The sequence below is a fragment of the Cupriavidus sp. GW823-FHT06D04 genome (assembly GCF_058795055.1).
The window spans coordinates 27,309-40,826 of record NZ_JBXAHL010000003.1 but is presented as its reverse complement, the minus strand read 5'-3'; the positions used below and the strand labels follow the sequence as shown (position 1 = coordinate 40,826).

Here is a 13,518-nt window from a genome sequence, read left to right as displayed (position 1 = left end):
CGGCCATGCATACCGTCGAGATCGCCGGCAGCGGGCTGCGCTACCCCTGCGCGCCGGAGCAGAACCTGCTGCGGGCCATGGAAGTGCTGGGCCAGCGCGGCATACCCGCCGGCTGCCGCGGCGGCGGCTGCGGCGTGTGCAAGGTCCGCATCGAGGCCGGCGACTACCACGCCGGCAAGATGAGCCGCGCCTGCCTGTCCGAAGCGGAGCAGCGCGACGGACTGGTGCTGGCCTGCAAGACCTACCCGGACAGCGATATCCGCCTGCGGCCGGTGGCCCTGCTGCAGCGCTGCCTGGAAAAGCAGCGGCAGCGCGAACAGGGCCGGTAGCAAGCGAACGAAGCACAAGCAAGGAAGGTGGCACCCACACAACGCCACCCCACCACACCAGGAGACCCACCATGGCATTGACAGGCGTATTGCGACCGGGGCACGTAGCCCTGCGCGTGCTGGAGCTGGAACCGGCGCTGAAACACTACACCGAGGTACTCGGCTTGATCGAAACCGCGCGCGATGCGCAGGGCCGGGTGTTCCTGAAGGCATGGGACGAGCACGACCACCACAGCGTGGTGCTGCGCGAGGCCGATAGTCCGGGCATGGACTACATGGGCTTCCGCGTCGACAGCGGCCACACGCTGGAGCGGCTGGCGCAGGAGGTGGAGCGATCCGGCCTGGCCATCGACTGCCAGTGGATCTCCGCCGGCGAGCACCCGCATACCGGCGCGCGCTTTCGCTTCACCATCCCCACCGGCCATGCGATCGAGCTCTTTGCCGACAAGGACAAGCCCGGCTGCAGGACCGGCGACCTCAACCCCGACCCCTGGCCGGACGACCTGCGCGGCATGGCGCCCAGCCGCTTCGACCACTGCCTGCTGTATGGCGATGATGTCGACGGCACCGTCAGGCTGTTCCGCGACGTGCTGGGCTTTTCCCTGGCCGAGCAGGTCGTGGCCGGCCCCGATGGCGAGATGCTGATCGGCGCCTTCCTGACCTGCTCGAACAAGGCGCACGACATCGCCTTTATCCGGCACCCGGAGAAGAACCGCTTCCACCATGCCTCGTTCCTGCTCGACAACTGGGGCGAGGTGCTGAAGGCGGCCGACATCATCTCCAAGAAGGATGTCTCGCTCGACATCGGCCCGACCCGCCACGGCATCACGCGCGGCGCGACGATCTACTTCTTCGATCCCTCGGGCAATCGCAACGAGGTCTTCTCCGGCGGCTATATCCACTACCCGGACAAGCCCACCATTACCTGGACCGACAACGAGCTGGGGCGCGCGATCTTCTATCACGACAGGAAGCTGAACGAAGCGTTTTTGAATGTGCTGACCTGAGCGCGAACACTCGCCTCCCGCTGATTTGCCCCCTCTCCCGCAAGCGGGAGAAGGGGCACCCAAACGATGAGCGGAGGATCGCAGTGCGCGATTGCTTCAACACCAGAGAACCAATATGAAAGACTTCAAGAACTTCATCAACGGCGAGTGGGTCGGCACCGCGCGGACCTTCGAGAACCGCAACCCGACCGACAACAGCCTGATCGGCCACGTGCACGAGGCCGGGCGGGCCGAGGTCGACGCCGCGGTGCAGGCCGCGCGCAGCGCGCTGCAGGGGCCGTGGGGCCGCATGACGGTGGCGCAGCGGGTCGAGCTGCTGCACGCGGTGGCTGACGGCATCAACCGCCACTTCGACGAATTCGTGCAGGCGGAGATCGCCGATACCGGCAAGCCCTTCGGGCTGGCCAGCCATATCGACATCCCGCGCGGCGCGGCCAACTTCAAGGTCTTTGCGGACCTGATCCGCAACGTGCCGACCGAAAGCTTTGCCATGGACACGCCCGATGGCGGCAAGGCCATCAACTACGCGGTGCGCAGCCCGCGCGGCGTGATCGGCGTGGTGTGCCCGTGGAACCTGCCACTGCTGCTGATGACGTGGAAGGTCGGGCCGGCGCTGGCCTGCGGCAATACGGTGGTGGTCAAGCCCTCGGAGGAGACCCCCGCCACCGCGACGCTGCTGGGCGAGGTGATGAACGAGGCCGGCGTGCCGCCCGGCGTCTACAACGTGGTGCATGGCTTTGGCCCGGATTCGGCCGGCGCCTTCCTGACCGCGCACCCGCAGGTCAACGGCATCACCTTCACCGGCGAGACCCGCACCGGCGAGGCCATCATGAAGGCCGCGGCCAATGGCGTGCGGCCGGTGTCGTTCGAGCTGGGCGGCAAGAACGCGGGCATTGTGTTCGCCGATGCGGACTTCGACAAGGCCGTGGCCGGCATCACGCGCTCGGCGTTCGAGAACAGCGGGCAGGTGTGCCTGGGCACCGAGCGTGTCTATGTGCAGCGGCCGATCTTCGAGCGCTTTGTCGCCGCGCTGAAGGCGAAGGCCGAGGGCCTGAAGCTGGGGCGGCCCACCGAGCTCGGCGTGAACATGGGCCCACTGGTGTCGCACGAGCATCGCGACAAGGTGCTGTCCTACTACCGCAAGGCCGCCGAGGCCGGCGCCACCGTGGTCACCGGGGGCGGCGTGCCGCAGATGCCGGGGGCGCTGGCCGAAGGCGCCTGGGTGCAGCCCACCATCTGGACCGGCCTGCCGGAAAGCGCCGCCGTGATCCGCGAGGAGATCTTCGGGCCCTGCTGCCATATCGCCCCGTTCGACACCGAAGAGGAAGTCATCGCGCTGGCCAATGACACCCCGTACGGCCTGGCCGCCACGGTCTGGACCGGCGACCTCGGCACCGCGCACCGCATGGGCAGCGCGCTGGACGTTGGCATCTGCTGGATCAATGCCTGGTTCCTGCGCGACCTGCGCACCGCCTTTGGCGGCGCCAGGCAGTCCGGCATCGGCCGCGAGGGCGGTGTCCATTCGCTCGAGTTCTACACCGAGCTGCGCAACGTCTGCGTCCGCCTGTGAGGTCCCATCATGCATAGCGAACTTATCCTTGAGATCGGCGCCGGCCTGCACCATGCGCTGGCCTCCCGTCGCCCGGTGGCGCCGCTGACCGAATCGTGGCCGGAGTTGAGCATCGACGATGCCTACCGCATCCAGCTGGCGATGGTGCAGCACCGGCTCGATGCCGGCGAGCGCGTGGTCGGCAAGAAGATCGGCGTGACCAGCCGCGTGGTGATGGACATGCTCGACGTGCGCCAGCCCGACTTTGGCCACCTGCTGTCCGGCATGGTCTACCCCGACGGCGCGGCGATTCCCGCCGACACCCTGATCGCGCCCAAGGCCGAGGGTGAAATCGCCTTCGTGCTGAAGGAAGACCTGGAAGGGCCGGGCGTGACCAATGCCGACGTGCTGCGCGCCACCGCCTACGTGCTGCCTTGCTTCGAGATCGTCGACTCGCGCATCCGCGACTGGAAGATCCGCATCCAGGACACGGTGGCTGACAACGCATCGTCAGGCGTATTCGTGCTGGGCGACGCCGCGGTGGACCCGCGCAGCGTGGACCTGGGCACGGTCGGCATGACGCTGGAGAAAAACGGCGAGATCGTCGCCACCGGCGCCGGCGCGGCCGCGCTCGGGCATCCCGTCAACGCGGTGGCATGGCTGGCCAATACGCTTGGCCGGCTGGGCATTGGCCTGAAGCGGGGCGAGGTGATCCTGTCCGGCTCTCTTGCCGCGATGGTGCCCGTAACCGCTGGCGACCAGTTGCGCATCAGCCTGGGCGGTATCGGCTCGGCCGGCGTGCGCTTTGTCTGAGCCCGACCCCTTTTCCAATTCAGCGCAGGACAAGCCATGAACCTGACACAAGACACCATTGCCCGGCTCGCCGAGCACCTGGAGAACGCCGAGCTGCAGCGCGAGGCGGTGCGCAAGATCACCGATGAATACCCGGACATGGACTGGGACGACGCCTACGCCATCCAGGACGCCATCCGCGCGCGCAAGGAGGCGCGCGGCACCCGTATCGCCGGGCTCAAGATGGGCCTGACTTCGTTCGCCAAGATGCGCCAGATGGGCGTGAGCGACCCGGTGTACGGCTTCCTCACCGACTATGGCGCCTGCATGGACGGGGCCGCCATCGATACCGGCACGCTGATCCACCCCAAGGTGGAGGCCGAGATTGCCTTCGTGCTGAAGGCCCCGCTCAAGGGGCCTGGCTGCCATATCGGCGACGTGCTGGCCGCGACGGACTTCGTGGTGCCGGCGGTGGAGGTGATCGACTCGCGCTACGAGAACTTCCGCTTCGACCTGAAGAGCGTGATTGCCGACAACACTTCGTCGGCGCGCTTCGTCGTGGGCGGCACGCACCGCGGCGCCGAGGGGCTGGACCTGAAGAACCTGGGCGTTGTGCTTGAGAAGAACGGCGAGGTGGTGGCCACGGCGGCCGGCGCGGCGGTGCTGGGGCATCCGGCCAACAGCGTCGCCATGCTGGCCAACATGCTGGGGGCGCGCGGGCGCGAGCTGCCGGCGGGCACGTTCATCATGACCGGCGGCGTGACCGAGGCCATCGCGGTGGCGGCCGGCGACAACATCACCGTTCGCTACCAGCACCTGGGCACGGTATCGATGCGCTTCACCTGAACCGCGCACCAAGGAGACACACCATGCCAATCATGCAGGTCTTCCTGATCGAAGGCCGTACCGACGAACAGAAGGCGCGCCTGATCCGCGCCCTCACCGATGCCGCGGTCGAAGCGGTGGGCGCGCCGGTGGAAACCGTGCGCGTGATGATCACCGAGGTGCCGAAGGCGCAGTTCGGCATCGGCGGCAAGACCGCCAGGGAACTGGGCCGCTGACGCCCACGCGAAAAAGGACAACGACATGGACATGAAAGCAAGCGGCCGCCACAAGGTGGCCATCATCGGCTCCGGCAATATCGGCACCGACCTGATGATCAAGGTGATGCGCCACGGCCGGAGCCTGGAGATGGGCGCCATGGTGGGCATCGATGCCGCGTCGGACGGGCTGGCCCGCGCCGAGCGCCTGGGCGTGCCGACCACGGCCGAGGGCATCGACGGGCTGGTCGGCATGCCGGGCTTCGGCGATATCCGCATCGTCTTCGATGCCACCTCGGCCGGCGCCCATGCGTACCACAACCGCGTGCTGCAGCAGCACGGCGTGCGCGTGATCGACCTGACGCCGGCGTCGATCGGCCCGTACGTGGTGCCCGTGGTCAACCTGGACCAGCACCTGGACGCCCCCAACATCAATATGGTCACCTGCGGCGGCCAGGCCACCATTCCCATGGTGGCGGCGGTGTCGCGCGTGGCCAACGTGCACTACGCCGAGATCGTGGCGTCGATATCGAGCAGGTCGGCCGGGCCCGGCACGCGCGCCAATATCGACGAGTTCACCGAGACCACCAGCCAGGCGCTGTGCTCGGTGGGCGGCGCCGCGCGCGGCAAGGCCATCATCGTGCTCAACCCGGCGGAACCGCCGCTGATGATGCGCGACACGGTCTTCACCTTGTCGGAGGACGGTGATGAAGCGGAAATCGCGGCGAGCGTCGAAGCGATGGCGCAGGCAGTGCAGGGTTACGTACCGGGTTACCGGCTCAAGCAGCGCGTACAGTTCGAGCGTATCGCTGCGTCGGCGCCATTGAATATCCCCGGCCTGGGACCGATGAGCGGGATCAAGACCTCGATCTTCCTGGAAGTGGAGGGCGCCGCCCATTACCTGCCGGCCTATGCCGGCAACCTCGACATCATGACCAGCGCCGCACTGGCCTGCGCCGAGCGCCTGGCCGAGGCCCGGCTGTCCGCATGAGCCGCAGGGAGACAAAGATGACCGCACAACCTATCAGGAAGCTCTACATCTCCGACGTGACGCTGCGCGACGGCAGCCACGCCATCCGCCACCAGTACAGCCTGGACCACGTACGCCGCATCGCGGCCGCGCTCGACGCCGCGCGCGTGGATTCGATCGAGGTCGCGCACGGCGACGGGCTGTCGGGCTCCAGCTTCAACTATGGCTTTGGCGCCCATACCGACCTGGAATGGATCGCCGCCGTGGCCGAGACCGTGCGCCATGCCCGCGTGGCCACGCTGCTGCTGCCGGGCGTGGGCACCGTGCACGACCTGCGCGCCGCCTATGATGCCGGCGCGCGCGTGGTGCGCGTGGCCACGCACTGCACCGAAGCCGATGTCTCGCGCCAGCACATCGAATATGCGCGCGAACTCGGCATGGACACCGTCGGCTTCCTGATGATGAGCCACATGACCACGCCCGCGGCGCTGGCGCAGCAGGCGAAGCTGATGGAAAGCTACGGCGCCCAGTGCGTCTATGTGGTCGATTCCGGCGGCGCGCTGGGCATGCAGGACGTGCGCGAGCGCTTCCGCGCCTTCAAGGACGTGCTCAAGCCGGAAACCCAGACCGGCATGCACGCCCATCACAACCTGAGCCTGGGCGTGGCCAATTCCATCGTCGCGGCGGAAGAGGGCTGTGACCGCGTCGACGCCAGCCTGGCCGGCATGGGTGCCGGCGCCGGCAACGCCCCGCTGGAAGTCTTTATCGCCGCCGCCGAACGCCTGGGCTGGCAGCACGGCTGCGACCTCTACACGCTGATGGATGCCGCCGACGACATCGTGCGCCCGCTGCAGGACCGCCCGGTGCGCGTTGACCGCGAGACCCTGGCGCTGGGCTACGCGGGGGTCTATTCCAGCTTCCTGCGCCATGCCGAGGCCGCCGCGGCGCGCTACGGCCTGGGCACGGTCGACATCCTGGTCGAGCTGGGCCGGCGGCGCATGGTGGGCGGGCAGGAAGACATGATCGTGGATGTGGCGCTGGACTTGCTGGCGCGGCGCAGTGCGCAGGCGGAGCAGGGTGTGTCGTCGGCGGCGGTGGCCTGACCGTCGGCAGGCGCGGTCGGGGCGAGGCTCAGCACCTCGGCCGCGCCAGCGAGCGAAAATCGATCGCATCCGTGCTCACCGCGGCAATCTTCGGCCCGAAGCTCCTGATATTCGACAATGTCGCATTGTGATGCTCGCGAATGCGGGCCGCGTCGGCGTGCGGCTTGTCGTGCGTCGTGTGCGCGTCCGCGGCGATGGTCACCCAGTAGCCATTGGCTGCCGCGCGGCGCACTGTGGTGTCAACGCAGAACTCGGTGGCATAGCCGCACACGACCACATGCTTCACATCATGTTCAGCAAGGACCGTCTGGAGTTCAGTGCGCAGAAAGCTGTCGGGGGTGCGCTTGCCGATCCGGTAGTCACCCGGTTCGACCTGAAGTCCGGCGGACAGTTGCCACGCCGTTGAACCGTGCCGCAGGGCGTCCTCATTCTCGTGCTGGATGAAGATGACCGGCACGGCCGCCTGACGGGCTCGTGTACTCAGGGTGTTGATATTGGTGGCAACCGCGGCGGCATCGCCTGGCAACGGTGCGGAATCGAGCAGGCCGGCCTGGAAATCGATGATGAGCAGTGCGCAATTCATGTTGTGCTCCCGTGAAGGTGGTCGACTGTAGCTTGCCGGCGCTACGGCTGCACCCGCAATGCCAGGAACGTCCCGTTCGGCTGGAACAGCTTCAGTGCGTCCACGGCCTCTTGCGCCGGCGCGCGAAACTCCACGCGCCAGCCGGGCAGCTCCGCGATCTCGAAGGTCTGGCCCTCGGACGGCAGCAGGTGGTAGCGGGGTTGCCCCGTGATGGTCATGAGCAGGTGCCCGGCCGCATCCAGCGCGACTTCGATGCGCTGCACGCTGTGCCGGTACTCGCCGGCGCAGCGCGCGCGGAAGGCGGCCGTGGTCGCGTCGCCGCTTGCCATGCGGTGGAAGACAATATCGTCGACCAGCGGCTCCAGCGGTGCCGCAATGCTGTCGATGGTGCCTTCCCGGTTGTAGAGGAAGGTGAGGGCCAGGTTGTCGGGATGGATTTCGGCGGGCTTTTCGGCCGTGCTGAACACATCGTAGTGACGATGGGCGAGCTGGCCGGACATGCCGCGCCAGCGCCAGGAGAGTGCATCGCCATCCGCACCGATGGTGACTTGCCCGTAGGCGGGGTGCGAGTAGTCGCCTGCGTAATCGTGCAGCGGATGGCTGGGGCTGGTGCCGGTATGCTGCCGCGCTTGCCGTGCCGCCTGGTTGATCTGCAGTTGTGCGAGCATTTCGTGGCGCCGGGCCTGCATGCAGGTGAACCAGTCGATGGGCGGATGCCCGCACAACTGGTCCAGAGCCGCATAGGTCAGCAGCGCGGTCACCGCGCTGGGTGCCCGGTTGGTCAGCACCGCAATGCCGATACGCCTGGATGGCATCAGCGTCATCAGCGCCGCCCAGCCCAGCCAGCTGCCGGAGTGCGAGACCGTGCGCTCGCCGCGGTATTGCTCGACCGTGAGGCCAAGGCCGTAATGCTGATCGCCGACCTCCGGGAACTCCGACATGCCGATATGCACGCCCGGCGTCATCATGTCGCGCACGATCGCCGGCGATAGCAGCGCACGCCCGCCAACCTTGCCTTCATCCAGCAGGCAGCGCATCCATTTCGCCAGGTCCTCTACCGAGGTGGCGAGGCCACCGGCCGGCTTCACAATGGACGACAGGCTGGCTCGCAGGCGTTCGTCGCCAACCATCGTATGCGGGTGCGCGTGGTCGGGAGCGGCGGCCAGGGCCTCGGCGGAGAAACCGAAGCGTGAGAAGCCCAGCGGCCGCAGCAGGCGCTCCCCGGTGAAGTCCTCCCAGCGCTGGCCGCTGAGGCGCTCGGCCACATGGCCGGCGATTACGTAGCCAAGGTTCTGGTACTGCCAGCGTTCGCGCAGGTCACGGCTGGGCGCCAGGTGGCGCAGCCGTGCCAGCAGTTCGCTGGTATCAAGGTCGCCCGGTGTATGGAGCCAGTCGTGGCGCGGCATGCCGCTGTGGTGGCAGAGCAGGTCGCGCACCGTGATGCGCTCGGTGGTGACGGCATCGTGCAGCCGGAATCCCGGGATGAGGTCGCGCACGGGCGTGGTCCAGTTAAGCTTGCGCTCGTCCACCAGCAGGCCCAGGCCGGCGGCGGTGAAGGACTTGGTGATCGAGCACAGCATGAACTGCGTGGCGGTTGTCACCGGTGCTGATCCGACGCTGTCACGGACCCCGTAGCCCCGCATCAGGACGGGCTCGCCGTCGCGGATCACGGCCAGCGCAAGCCCGGGGATCTTCCAATCGGCCATCGACTCTTCGACCAGTGCATCGAATCCGTTCAGCATGAGGCGTTCCTGGGGGCATGGGCTCCGTATGCTGCCATGTCCTGGCGACGCAGTCGCCGCTTGCTCAAAGTGACTGTGCCTGGTTCGCGACATCTCCAGCGTTGTCACTGGCACATTTGTGATTATTGGTGCACTCCAGGCAGCCATTCCTCCTGCTGGCCAGGCCATGCCCCGCTCTCGTAGGGATCAGTTCGGCCCGTCGCAACCGTTAGCCAGCGCAATAAAGAGCACGGATACGCCAGAAAATCGCCAGGGCAAAGTACCCCGGCCGGATCGCGGACGCCGAGCCGACCAGCAGGAACGGGCGCGCAGTGTTGCATGCAGCAGTCGGGCATGCAGGGTTGGATTCAAAACAAACGAAGCGCATACGTCTTATTGGACGGTGAGGGGAGTGATCATGAATTTCAGGAGTCTGTCTATCCGCACGCGGCTGCTGGCCGGGTTCGGCACGCTGGCGGGCATGGTGCTGGTGGTGTCCGCGTATTCGCTGCATGCGCTCGGCGATGCGACCGCAGGTTTCAATGATTACCTGAACGGGCTGAATGCCCGCGCGGACATGGCCGCGCAAGTGCGCAGCGCGGTGGACCGGCGGGCCATCGCGGCGCGCAACCTGGTGCTGGTGACCGATGCGGCGGAACTGGAGCGCGAGAAGGCCGATGCCTTGCGCGCGCACCAGGACGTGCAGACCCGCCTGGCGCGGCTCAATGAGATGGTGCGCCAGCCCGGCATCAGCGATGAGGCGCGCAAGCTGGTGGAGGAGGTGGCGAAGGTCGAGGCGCAGTATGGCCCGGTCGCCACCGGCATCGTCGGCCTGGCGGTGGAGCGCAAGATCGAGGAAGCCGTCTCCCGTATCGACAAGCACTGCCGCCCGCTGCTGGCGGCGCTGATCAAGGCGACCGACGCCTATGCGGAGTTCACCAAGACGCGCCAGAAGGAGATGGAGCGCAGGCTGGAGGCGGATTATGAGCGCCAGCGCAACCTGCTGATCCTGATTTCCCTGGTATCGGCAGCGATCGCTGTCGTTGGCGGGTTGCTGGTCACGCGTGCCATCACTCGGCCGATCCAGCGCGCCGTGGACGTGGCCGGCACCGTGGCCAGCGGCGACCTGGGCGCACGTATCGAGGTGGATCGCGATGACGAGACCGGTCGCCTGCTTGCCGCGCTGCGCGACATGAACGAGCGCCTCACCGCCACCGTCACCCAGGTGCGTGCAGGCAGCGGCAATATTGCCGTGAGCACCAGCGAGATCGCGCGCGGCAACGCTGACCTGAGCAGCCGCACCGAGGAACAGGCGGCGTCGCTGGAAGAAACCGCGGCGAGCATGGAAGAGCTGACCGAGACCGTGCGCCTGAATACCGACAACGCCCGCCAGGCCAGCGAGCTGGCGCGCAGCGCGGCCGACGTGGCGCAGCGCGGCAGCGCCACGGTGCAGCGCGTGGTCGGCACGATGCAGGACATCAGTGCCAGTTCGTCCAAGATCGCCGAGATTACCGGCATCATCGAAGGCATTGCCTTCCAGACCAACATCCTGGCGCTGAACGCGGCGGTGGAGGCGGCGCGTGCCGGTGAGCAGGGCCGCGGCTTTGCCGTGGTGGCCAGCGAGGTGCGCGGCCTGGCGCAGCGCTCCTCGAGCGCGGCCAAGGAGATCAAGGACCTGATCGAGGCGTCGGGACGCCAGGTGCACGACGGTGCGTCGCTGGCATCAGAGGCGGGCCAGACCATGGCCGAGGTGACCCAGGCGGTGGCGCGCGTGACCGGCATCGTGGAAGAGATTGCCACGGCGTCCGCCGAACAGACCCGCGGCATCGAGCAGGTCAGCCAGGCCATCGCGCAGATCGACCAGGTGACGCAGCAGAACGCGTCGCTGGTGAACGAAGCTGCCAACGCGTCGCGCGCGCTGGAAGAGCAGGGCCGCGAACTCACTGAGGTGGTGGCGTTCTTCCGCCTGCCGGGCGAAGGCGGCGCCTCGCACCTGGGTGCCGATACGCTGGCCACGCAGCGGCGCGCGGCGCACAGGCTGGCCGCGGCATAGCGCCACGCCGGGGCGGCGTGGCTGCAAGATGGCCCCGGGGCGGGTAAACTGGCCGGTCCCAGCCTCCTTGCCATCGCCATGACCGCCCTGCCTATCTCCTTCGACGACGTCGCCGCCGCCCACGAACGCATCCGCGCGGCGGCCCACCGCACCCCGGTGCTGACCTCCGCCACCGCGGACGCGGCCACCGGCGCGCAGCTGTTCTTCAAAGCCGAGAACTTCCAGCGCATCGGCGCCTTCAAGTTCCGCGGCGCCTACAACGCCATCGCCCAGTTCACGCCGCAGCAGAAGGCGGGCGGCGTGCTGGCGTTCTCTTCCGGCAACCATGCCCAGGCGATCGCGCTGTCGGCCCGGTTGCTGGGCGTGCAGGCGGTGATCGTGATGCCGCAGGACGCCCCCGCGATCAAGATCGAAGCCACGCGCGGCTATGGCGCCGAAGTGGTGCTGTATGACCGCTACCAGGACGATCGCGAGGCGCTGGGCCGGCGCATCGCCGCCGAGCGCGGCATGACGCTGATTCCGCCGTATGACCATCCGCATGTGATGGCGGGGCAGGGCACGGCCGCCAAGGAGCTGTTCGAGGAAACCGGCCCGCTGGACATGCTGGTGGTGTGCCTGGGCGGCGGCGGGCTGCTTTCTGGCTGCGCGGTGGCGGCCCAGGCGATGTCGCCCGGCTGCGCCGTGTACGGCGTCGAACCTGAGGCCGGCAACGATGGCCAGCGCAGCCTGCGCAGCGGCGAAATCGTCCGCATCGACACCCCGCGCACCATCGCCGACGGCGCGCAGACGCCGTTTCTGGGCAACCACACCTTTGCCGTGATCCGCGAGCTGGTGATGGACATCGCCACGGTGTCGGATGCCGAACTGGTCGACACCATGAAGTTCTTCGCCGGGCGCATGAAGATCGTGGTCGAGCCCACCGGCTGCCTGGCTGCCGCCGCGGTGCTGCACGGCAAGCTGGATGTGAAGGGCAAGCGCGTGGGGGTCATCATCTCGGGCGGCAATGTCGACCTGGGCGCCTTTGGCAGCTTCCTGCTGGGTTGAGTCGGGCGGCAGGGAATCCTGGACTGGCCCCGGCCGTCTAACCTGCAATCCGCGACGACAATGCCAGGAGTGGCCATGACGGACAAGCGCCACTATGACGTGCTGGACACCGGCGCCGGCAAGCCGGTCAAGCTGTGGACGCGCGGCGTCCCGGTGGAAAGCGCTGCCCGCGAGCAACTGCTGAACACGGCGCGGATGCCGTTTATCTTCCGCCATCTCGCGGTGATGCCGGATGTACATCTGGGCAAGGGCTCGACCATCGGCTCGGTGATCCCGACCGTGGGCGCGGTGATTCCCGCCGCGGTGGGCGTGGACATCGGCTGCGGCATGATGGCCATGAAGACTTCGCTCACCGCCGCTGACCTGCCCGACAACCTCGGGCCGCTGCGCAGCGCGATCGAGCACGCCGTTCCGCACGGCCGCACCGCGCAAGGCGGACGGCGCGACCAGGGTGCCTGGGGCTCGGCCCCGGCGCCCGTTGACGCGGCATGGGCCGAAATGGCGCCGGGCTTTCGTCGCATCACCGACAAGTATCCGCACCTGGCGCGTACCAACCATCGCAATCACCTGGGCACGCTCGGCACCGGCAATCACTTTATCGAGGTGTGCCTGGACGAGGCCCAGTCAGTCTGGTTCATGCTGCACAGCGGCTCGCGCGGCGTCGGCAATGCCATCGGCACGACCTTCATTTCGCTGGCGCAGCAGGACATGCGCAAGCACCTCGCCAACCTGCCGGACCGCGACCTGGCCTACCTGGTCGAAGGCTCCGAGCATTATGAGGACTACATCTTCGCCGTGTCGTGGGCTCAGGCCTACGCGCGCCGCAACCGCGAGCTGATGATGGAGGCGGTGCTGGCAGCGGCGCAGCGCGTGCTGCGCAGGCCGTTCCAGGCGCGGCTGGAGGCGGTCAACTGCCATCACAACTACGTGCAGAAGGAACACCACTTCGGCGCCGAGGTGCTGGTCACGCGCAAGGGCGCGGTCAGCGCGCGCGTGGGCGAGCTGGGCATCATCCCGGGGTCGATGGGCGCGCGCTCGTTCATCGTGCGCGGCAAGGGCAACCCGGAATCGTTCTGCTCATGCAGCCACGGCGCGGGCCGCACCATGAGCCGCAGCGAGGCCAAGCGCCGCTTCACCGTGGCCGATCAGGTGCATGCGACCGAGGGGGTCGAATGCCGCAAGGACGCCGCCGTGATCGACGAGATCCCGATGGCGTACAAGGACATCGACGCGGTGATGGCGGCGCAGGCTGACCTGGTGGAGATCGTGCACACGTTGCGGCAGGTGGTGTGCGTGAAGGGGTGAGTGGGCCGGTGCCCCAGGGGGG

13 protein-coding genes are annotated in these 13,518 nt (G+C 67.8%); 11 read left to right on the top strand and 2 right to left on the bottom strand.

The window, feature by feature from the left end:
• Positions 1 to 5: 5 nt before the first annotated feature.
• The 8 genes from AC1Q7H_RS06260 to dmpG all read left to right on the top strand — a co-directional run bounded on the left by AC1Q7H_RS06260 (position 6) and on the right by dmpG (position 6,790).
• On the top strand, positions 6 to 329 hold the full coding sequence (locus AC1Q7H_RS06260) for a 2Fe-2S iron-sulfur cluster binding domain-containing protein (protein WP_153953881.1): 324 nt from the start codon (positions 6 to 8) through the stop codon (positions 327 to 329).
• 71 nt (positions 330 to 400) lie between these two features.
• Positions 401 to 1,336: a catechol 2,3-dioxygenase gene (locus tag AC1Q7H_RS06255; protein WP_153953880.1), complete on the top strand. Its 936-nt coding sequence runs from the start codon at positions 401 to 403 to the stop codon at positions 1,334 to 1,336.
• 115 nt (positions 1,337 to 1,451) lie between these two features.
• Entirely contained in the window at positions 1,452 to 2,906 is a 1,455-nt protein-coding gene (locus AC1Q7H_RS06250) for a 2-hydroxymuconic semialdehyde dehydrogenase (RefSeq protein WP_492381055.1), read from the top strand.
• 9 nt (positions 2,907 to 2,915) lie between these two features.
• Entirely contained in the window at positions 2,916 to 3,698 is a 783-nt protein-coding gene (dmpE, locus tag AC1Q7H_RS06245) for a 2-oxopent-4-enoate hydratase (RefSeq protein WP_153953878.1), read from the top strand.
• 36 nt (positions 3,699 to 3,734) lie between these two features.
• On the top strand, positions 3,735 to 4,523 hold the full coding sequence (dmpH, locus tag AC1Q7H_RS06240) for a 2-oxo-3-hexenedioate decarboxylase (RefSeq protein WP_035816275.1): 789 nt from the start codon (positions 3,735 to 3,737) through the stop codon (positions 4,521 to 4,523).
• Complete coding sequence (gene thmT, locus AC1Q7H_RS06235) at positions 4,520 to 4,738, top strand: 2-hydroxymuconate tautomerase (RefSeq protein WP_256449333.1); 219 nt, start codon at positions 4,520 to 4,522, stop codon at positions 4,736 to 4,738. Before dmpH ends, thmT begins: the two co-directional genes overlap by 4 nt.
• A gap of 25 nt (positions 4,739 to 4,763) precedes the next feature.
• Complete coding sequence (locus AC1Q7H_RS06230; RefSeq protein ID WP_153953876.1) at positions 4,764 to 5,708, top strand: acetaldehyde dehydrogenase (acetylating); 945 nt, start codon at positions 4,764 to 4,766, stop codon at positions 5,706 to 5,708.
• 17 nt (positions 5,709 to 5,725) lie between these two features.
• On the top strand, positions 5,726 to 6,790 hold the full coding sequence (gene dmpG, locus AC1Q7H_RS06225; RefSeq protein ID WP_211979673.1) for a 4-hydroxy-2-oxovalerate aldolase: 1,065 nt from the start codon (positions 5,726 to 5,728) through the stop codon (positions 6,788 to 6,790).
• Between the two features lie 28 nt (positions 6,791 to 6,818).
• Here the strand turns inward: dmpG and AC1Q7H_RS06220 are convergent, their stop codons facing one another.
• Together AC1Q7H_RS06220 and AC1Q7H_RS06215 are read right to left on the bottom strand one after the other, a co-directional pair.
• On the bottom strand, positions 6,819 to 7,373 hold the full coding sequence (locus AC1Q7H_RS06220; protein WP_492381054.1) for a cysteine hydrolase family protein: 555 nt from the start codon (positions 7,371 to 7,373) through the stop codon (positions 6,819 to 6,821).
• A gap of 41 nt (positions 7,374 to 7,414) precedes the next feature.
• Entirely contained in the window at positions 7,415 to 9,115 is a 1,701-nt protein-coding gene (locus AC1Q7H_RS06215) for a serine hydrolase (RefSeq protein ID WP_194946794.1), read from the bottom strand.
• A 397-nt stretch (positions 9,116 to 9,512) separates the two neighbouring features.
• Here AC1Q7H_RS06215 and AC1Q7H_RS06210 point away from each other — a divergent pair, with 397 nt between their 5' ends.
• From AC1Q7H_RS06210 to AC1Q7H_RS06200, 3 genes are all read left to right on the top strand, one after another.
• Positions 9,513 to 11,147, top strand: a complete 1,635-nt coding sequence (locus tag AC1Q7H_RS06210; protein ID WP_492381053.1) for a methyl-accepting chemotaxis protein — start codon at positions 9,513 to 9,515, stop codon at positions 11,145 to 11,147.
• A gap of 78 nt (positions 11,148 to 11,225) precedes the next feature.
• Positions 11,226 to 12,191 carry a threo-3-hydroxy-L-aspartate ammonia-lyase gene (locus AC1Q7H_RS06205; protein ID WP_013952202.1) on the top strand — a complete coding sequence of 322 codons (966 nt, stop codon included), beginning with the start codon at positions 11,226 to 11,228 and terminating at the stop codon, positions 12,189 to 12,191.
• 75 nt (positions 12,192 to 12,266) lie between these two features.
• Positions 12,267 to 13,496, top strand: coding sequence for an RtcB family protein (locus tag AC1Q7H_RS06200; protein WP_492381052.1), 1,230 nt, complete (start codon positions 12,267 to 12,269; stop codon positions 13,494 to 13,496).
• Positions 13,497 to 13,518 lie beyond the last annotated feature (22 nt).

Excerpts from the sequence above, each read along its gene's own strand:
- AC1Q7H_RS06260 (WP_153953881.1), top strand. The coding sequence starts at position 6 with ATGCATACCGTCGAGATCGCCGGCAGCGGGCTGCGCTACCCCTGCGCG.
- AC1Q7H_RS06200 (WP_492381052.1), top strand. The coding sequence starts at position 12,267 with ATGACGGACAAGCGCCACTATGACGTGCTGGACACCGGCGCCGGCAAG.
- AC1Q7H_RS06205 (WP_013952202.1), top strand. The coding sequence starts at position 11,226 with ATGACCGCCCTGCCTATCTCCTTCGACGACGTCGCCGCCGCCCACGAA.
- AC1Q7H_RS06250 (WP_492381055.1), top strand. The coding sequence starts at position 1,452 with ATGAAAGACTTCAAGAACTTCATCAACGGCGAGTGGGTCGGCACCGCG.
- AC1Q7H_RS06255 (WP_153953880.1), top strand. The coding sequence starts at position 401 with ATGGCATTGACAGGCGTATTGCGACCGGGGCACGTAGCCCTGCGCGTG.
- AC1Q7H_RS06210 (WP_492381053.1), top strand. The coding sequence starts at position 9,513 with ATGAATTTCAGGAGTCTGTCTATCCGCACGCGGCTGCTGGCCGGGTTC.
- dmpE (WP_153953878.1), top strand. The coding sequence starts at position 2,916 with ATGCATAGCGAACTTATCCTTGAGATCGGCGCCGGCCTGCACCATGCG.
- AC1Q7H_RS06220 (WP_492381054.1), bottom strand. The coding sequence starts at position 7,373 with ATGAATTGCGCACTGCTCATCATCGATTTCCAGGCCGGCCTGCTCGAT.
- dmpH (WP_035816275.1), top strand. The coding sequence starts at position 3,735 with ATGAACCTGACACAAGACACCATTGCCCGGCTCGCCGAGCACCTGGAG.
- AC1Q7H_RS06230 (WP_153953876.1), top strand. The coding sequence starts at position 4,764 with ATGGACATGAAAGCAAGCGGCCGCCACAAGGTGGCCATCATCGGCTCC.
- AC1Q7H_RS06215 (WP_194946794.1), bottom strand. The coding sequence starts at position 9,115 with ATGCTGAACGGATTCGATGCACTGGTCGAAGAGTCGATGGCCGATTGG.
- dmpG (WP_211979673.1), top strand. The coding sequence starts at position 5,726 with ATGACCGCACAACCTATCAGGAAGCTCTACATCTCCGACGTGACGCTG.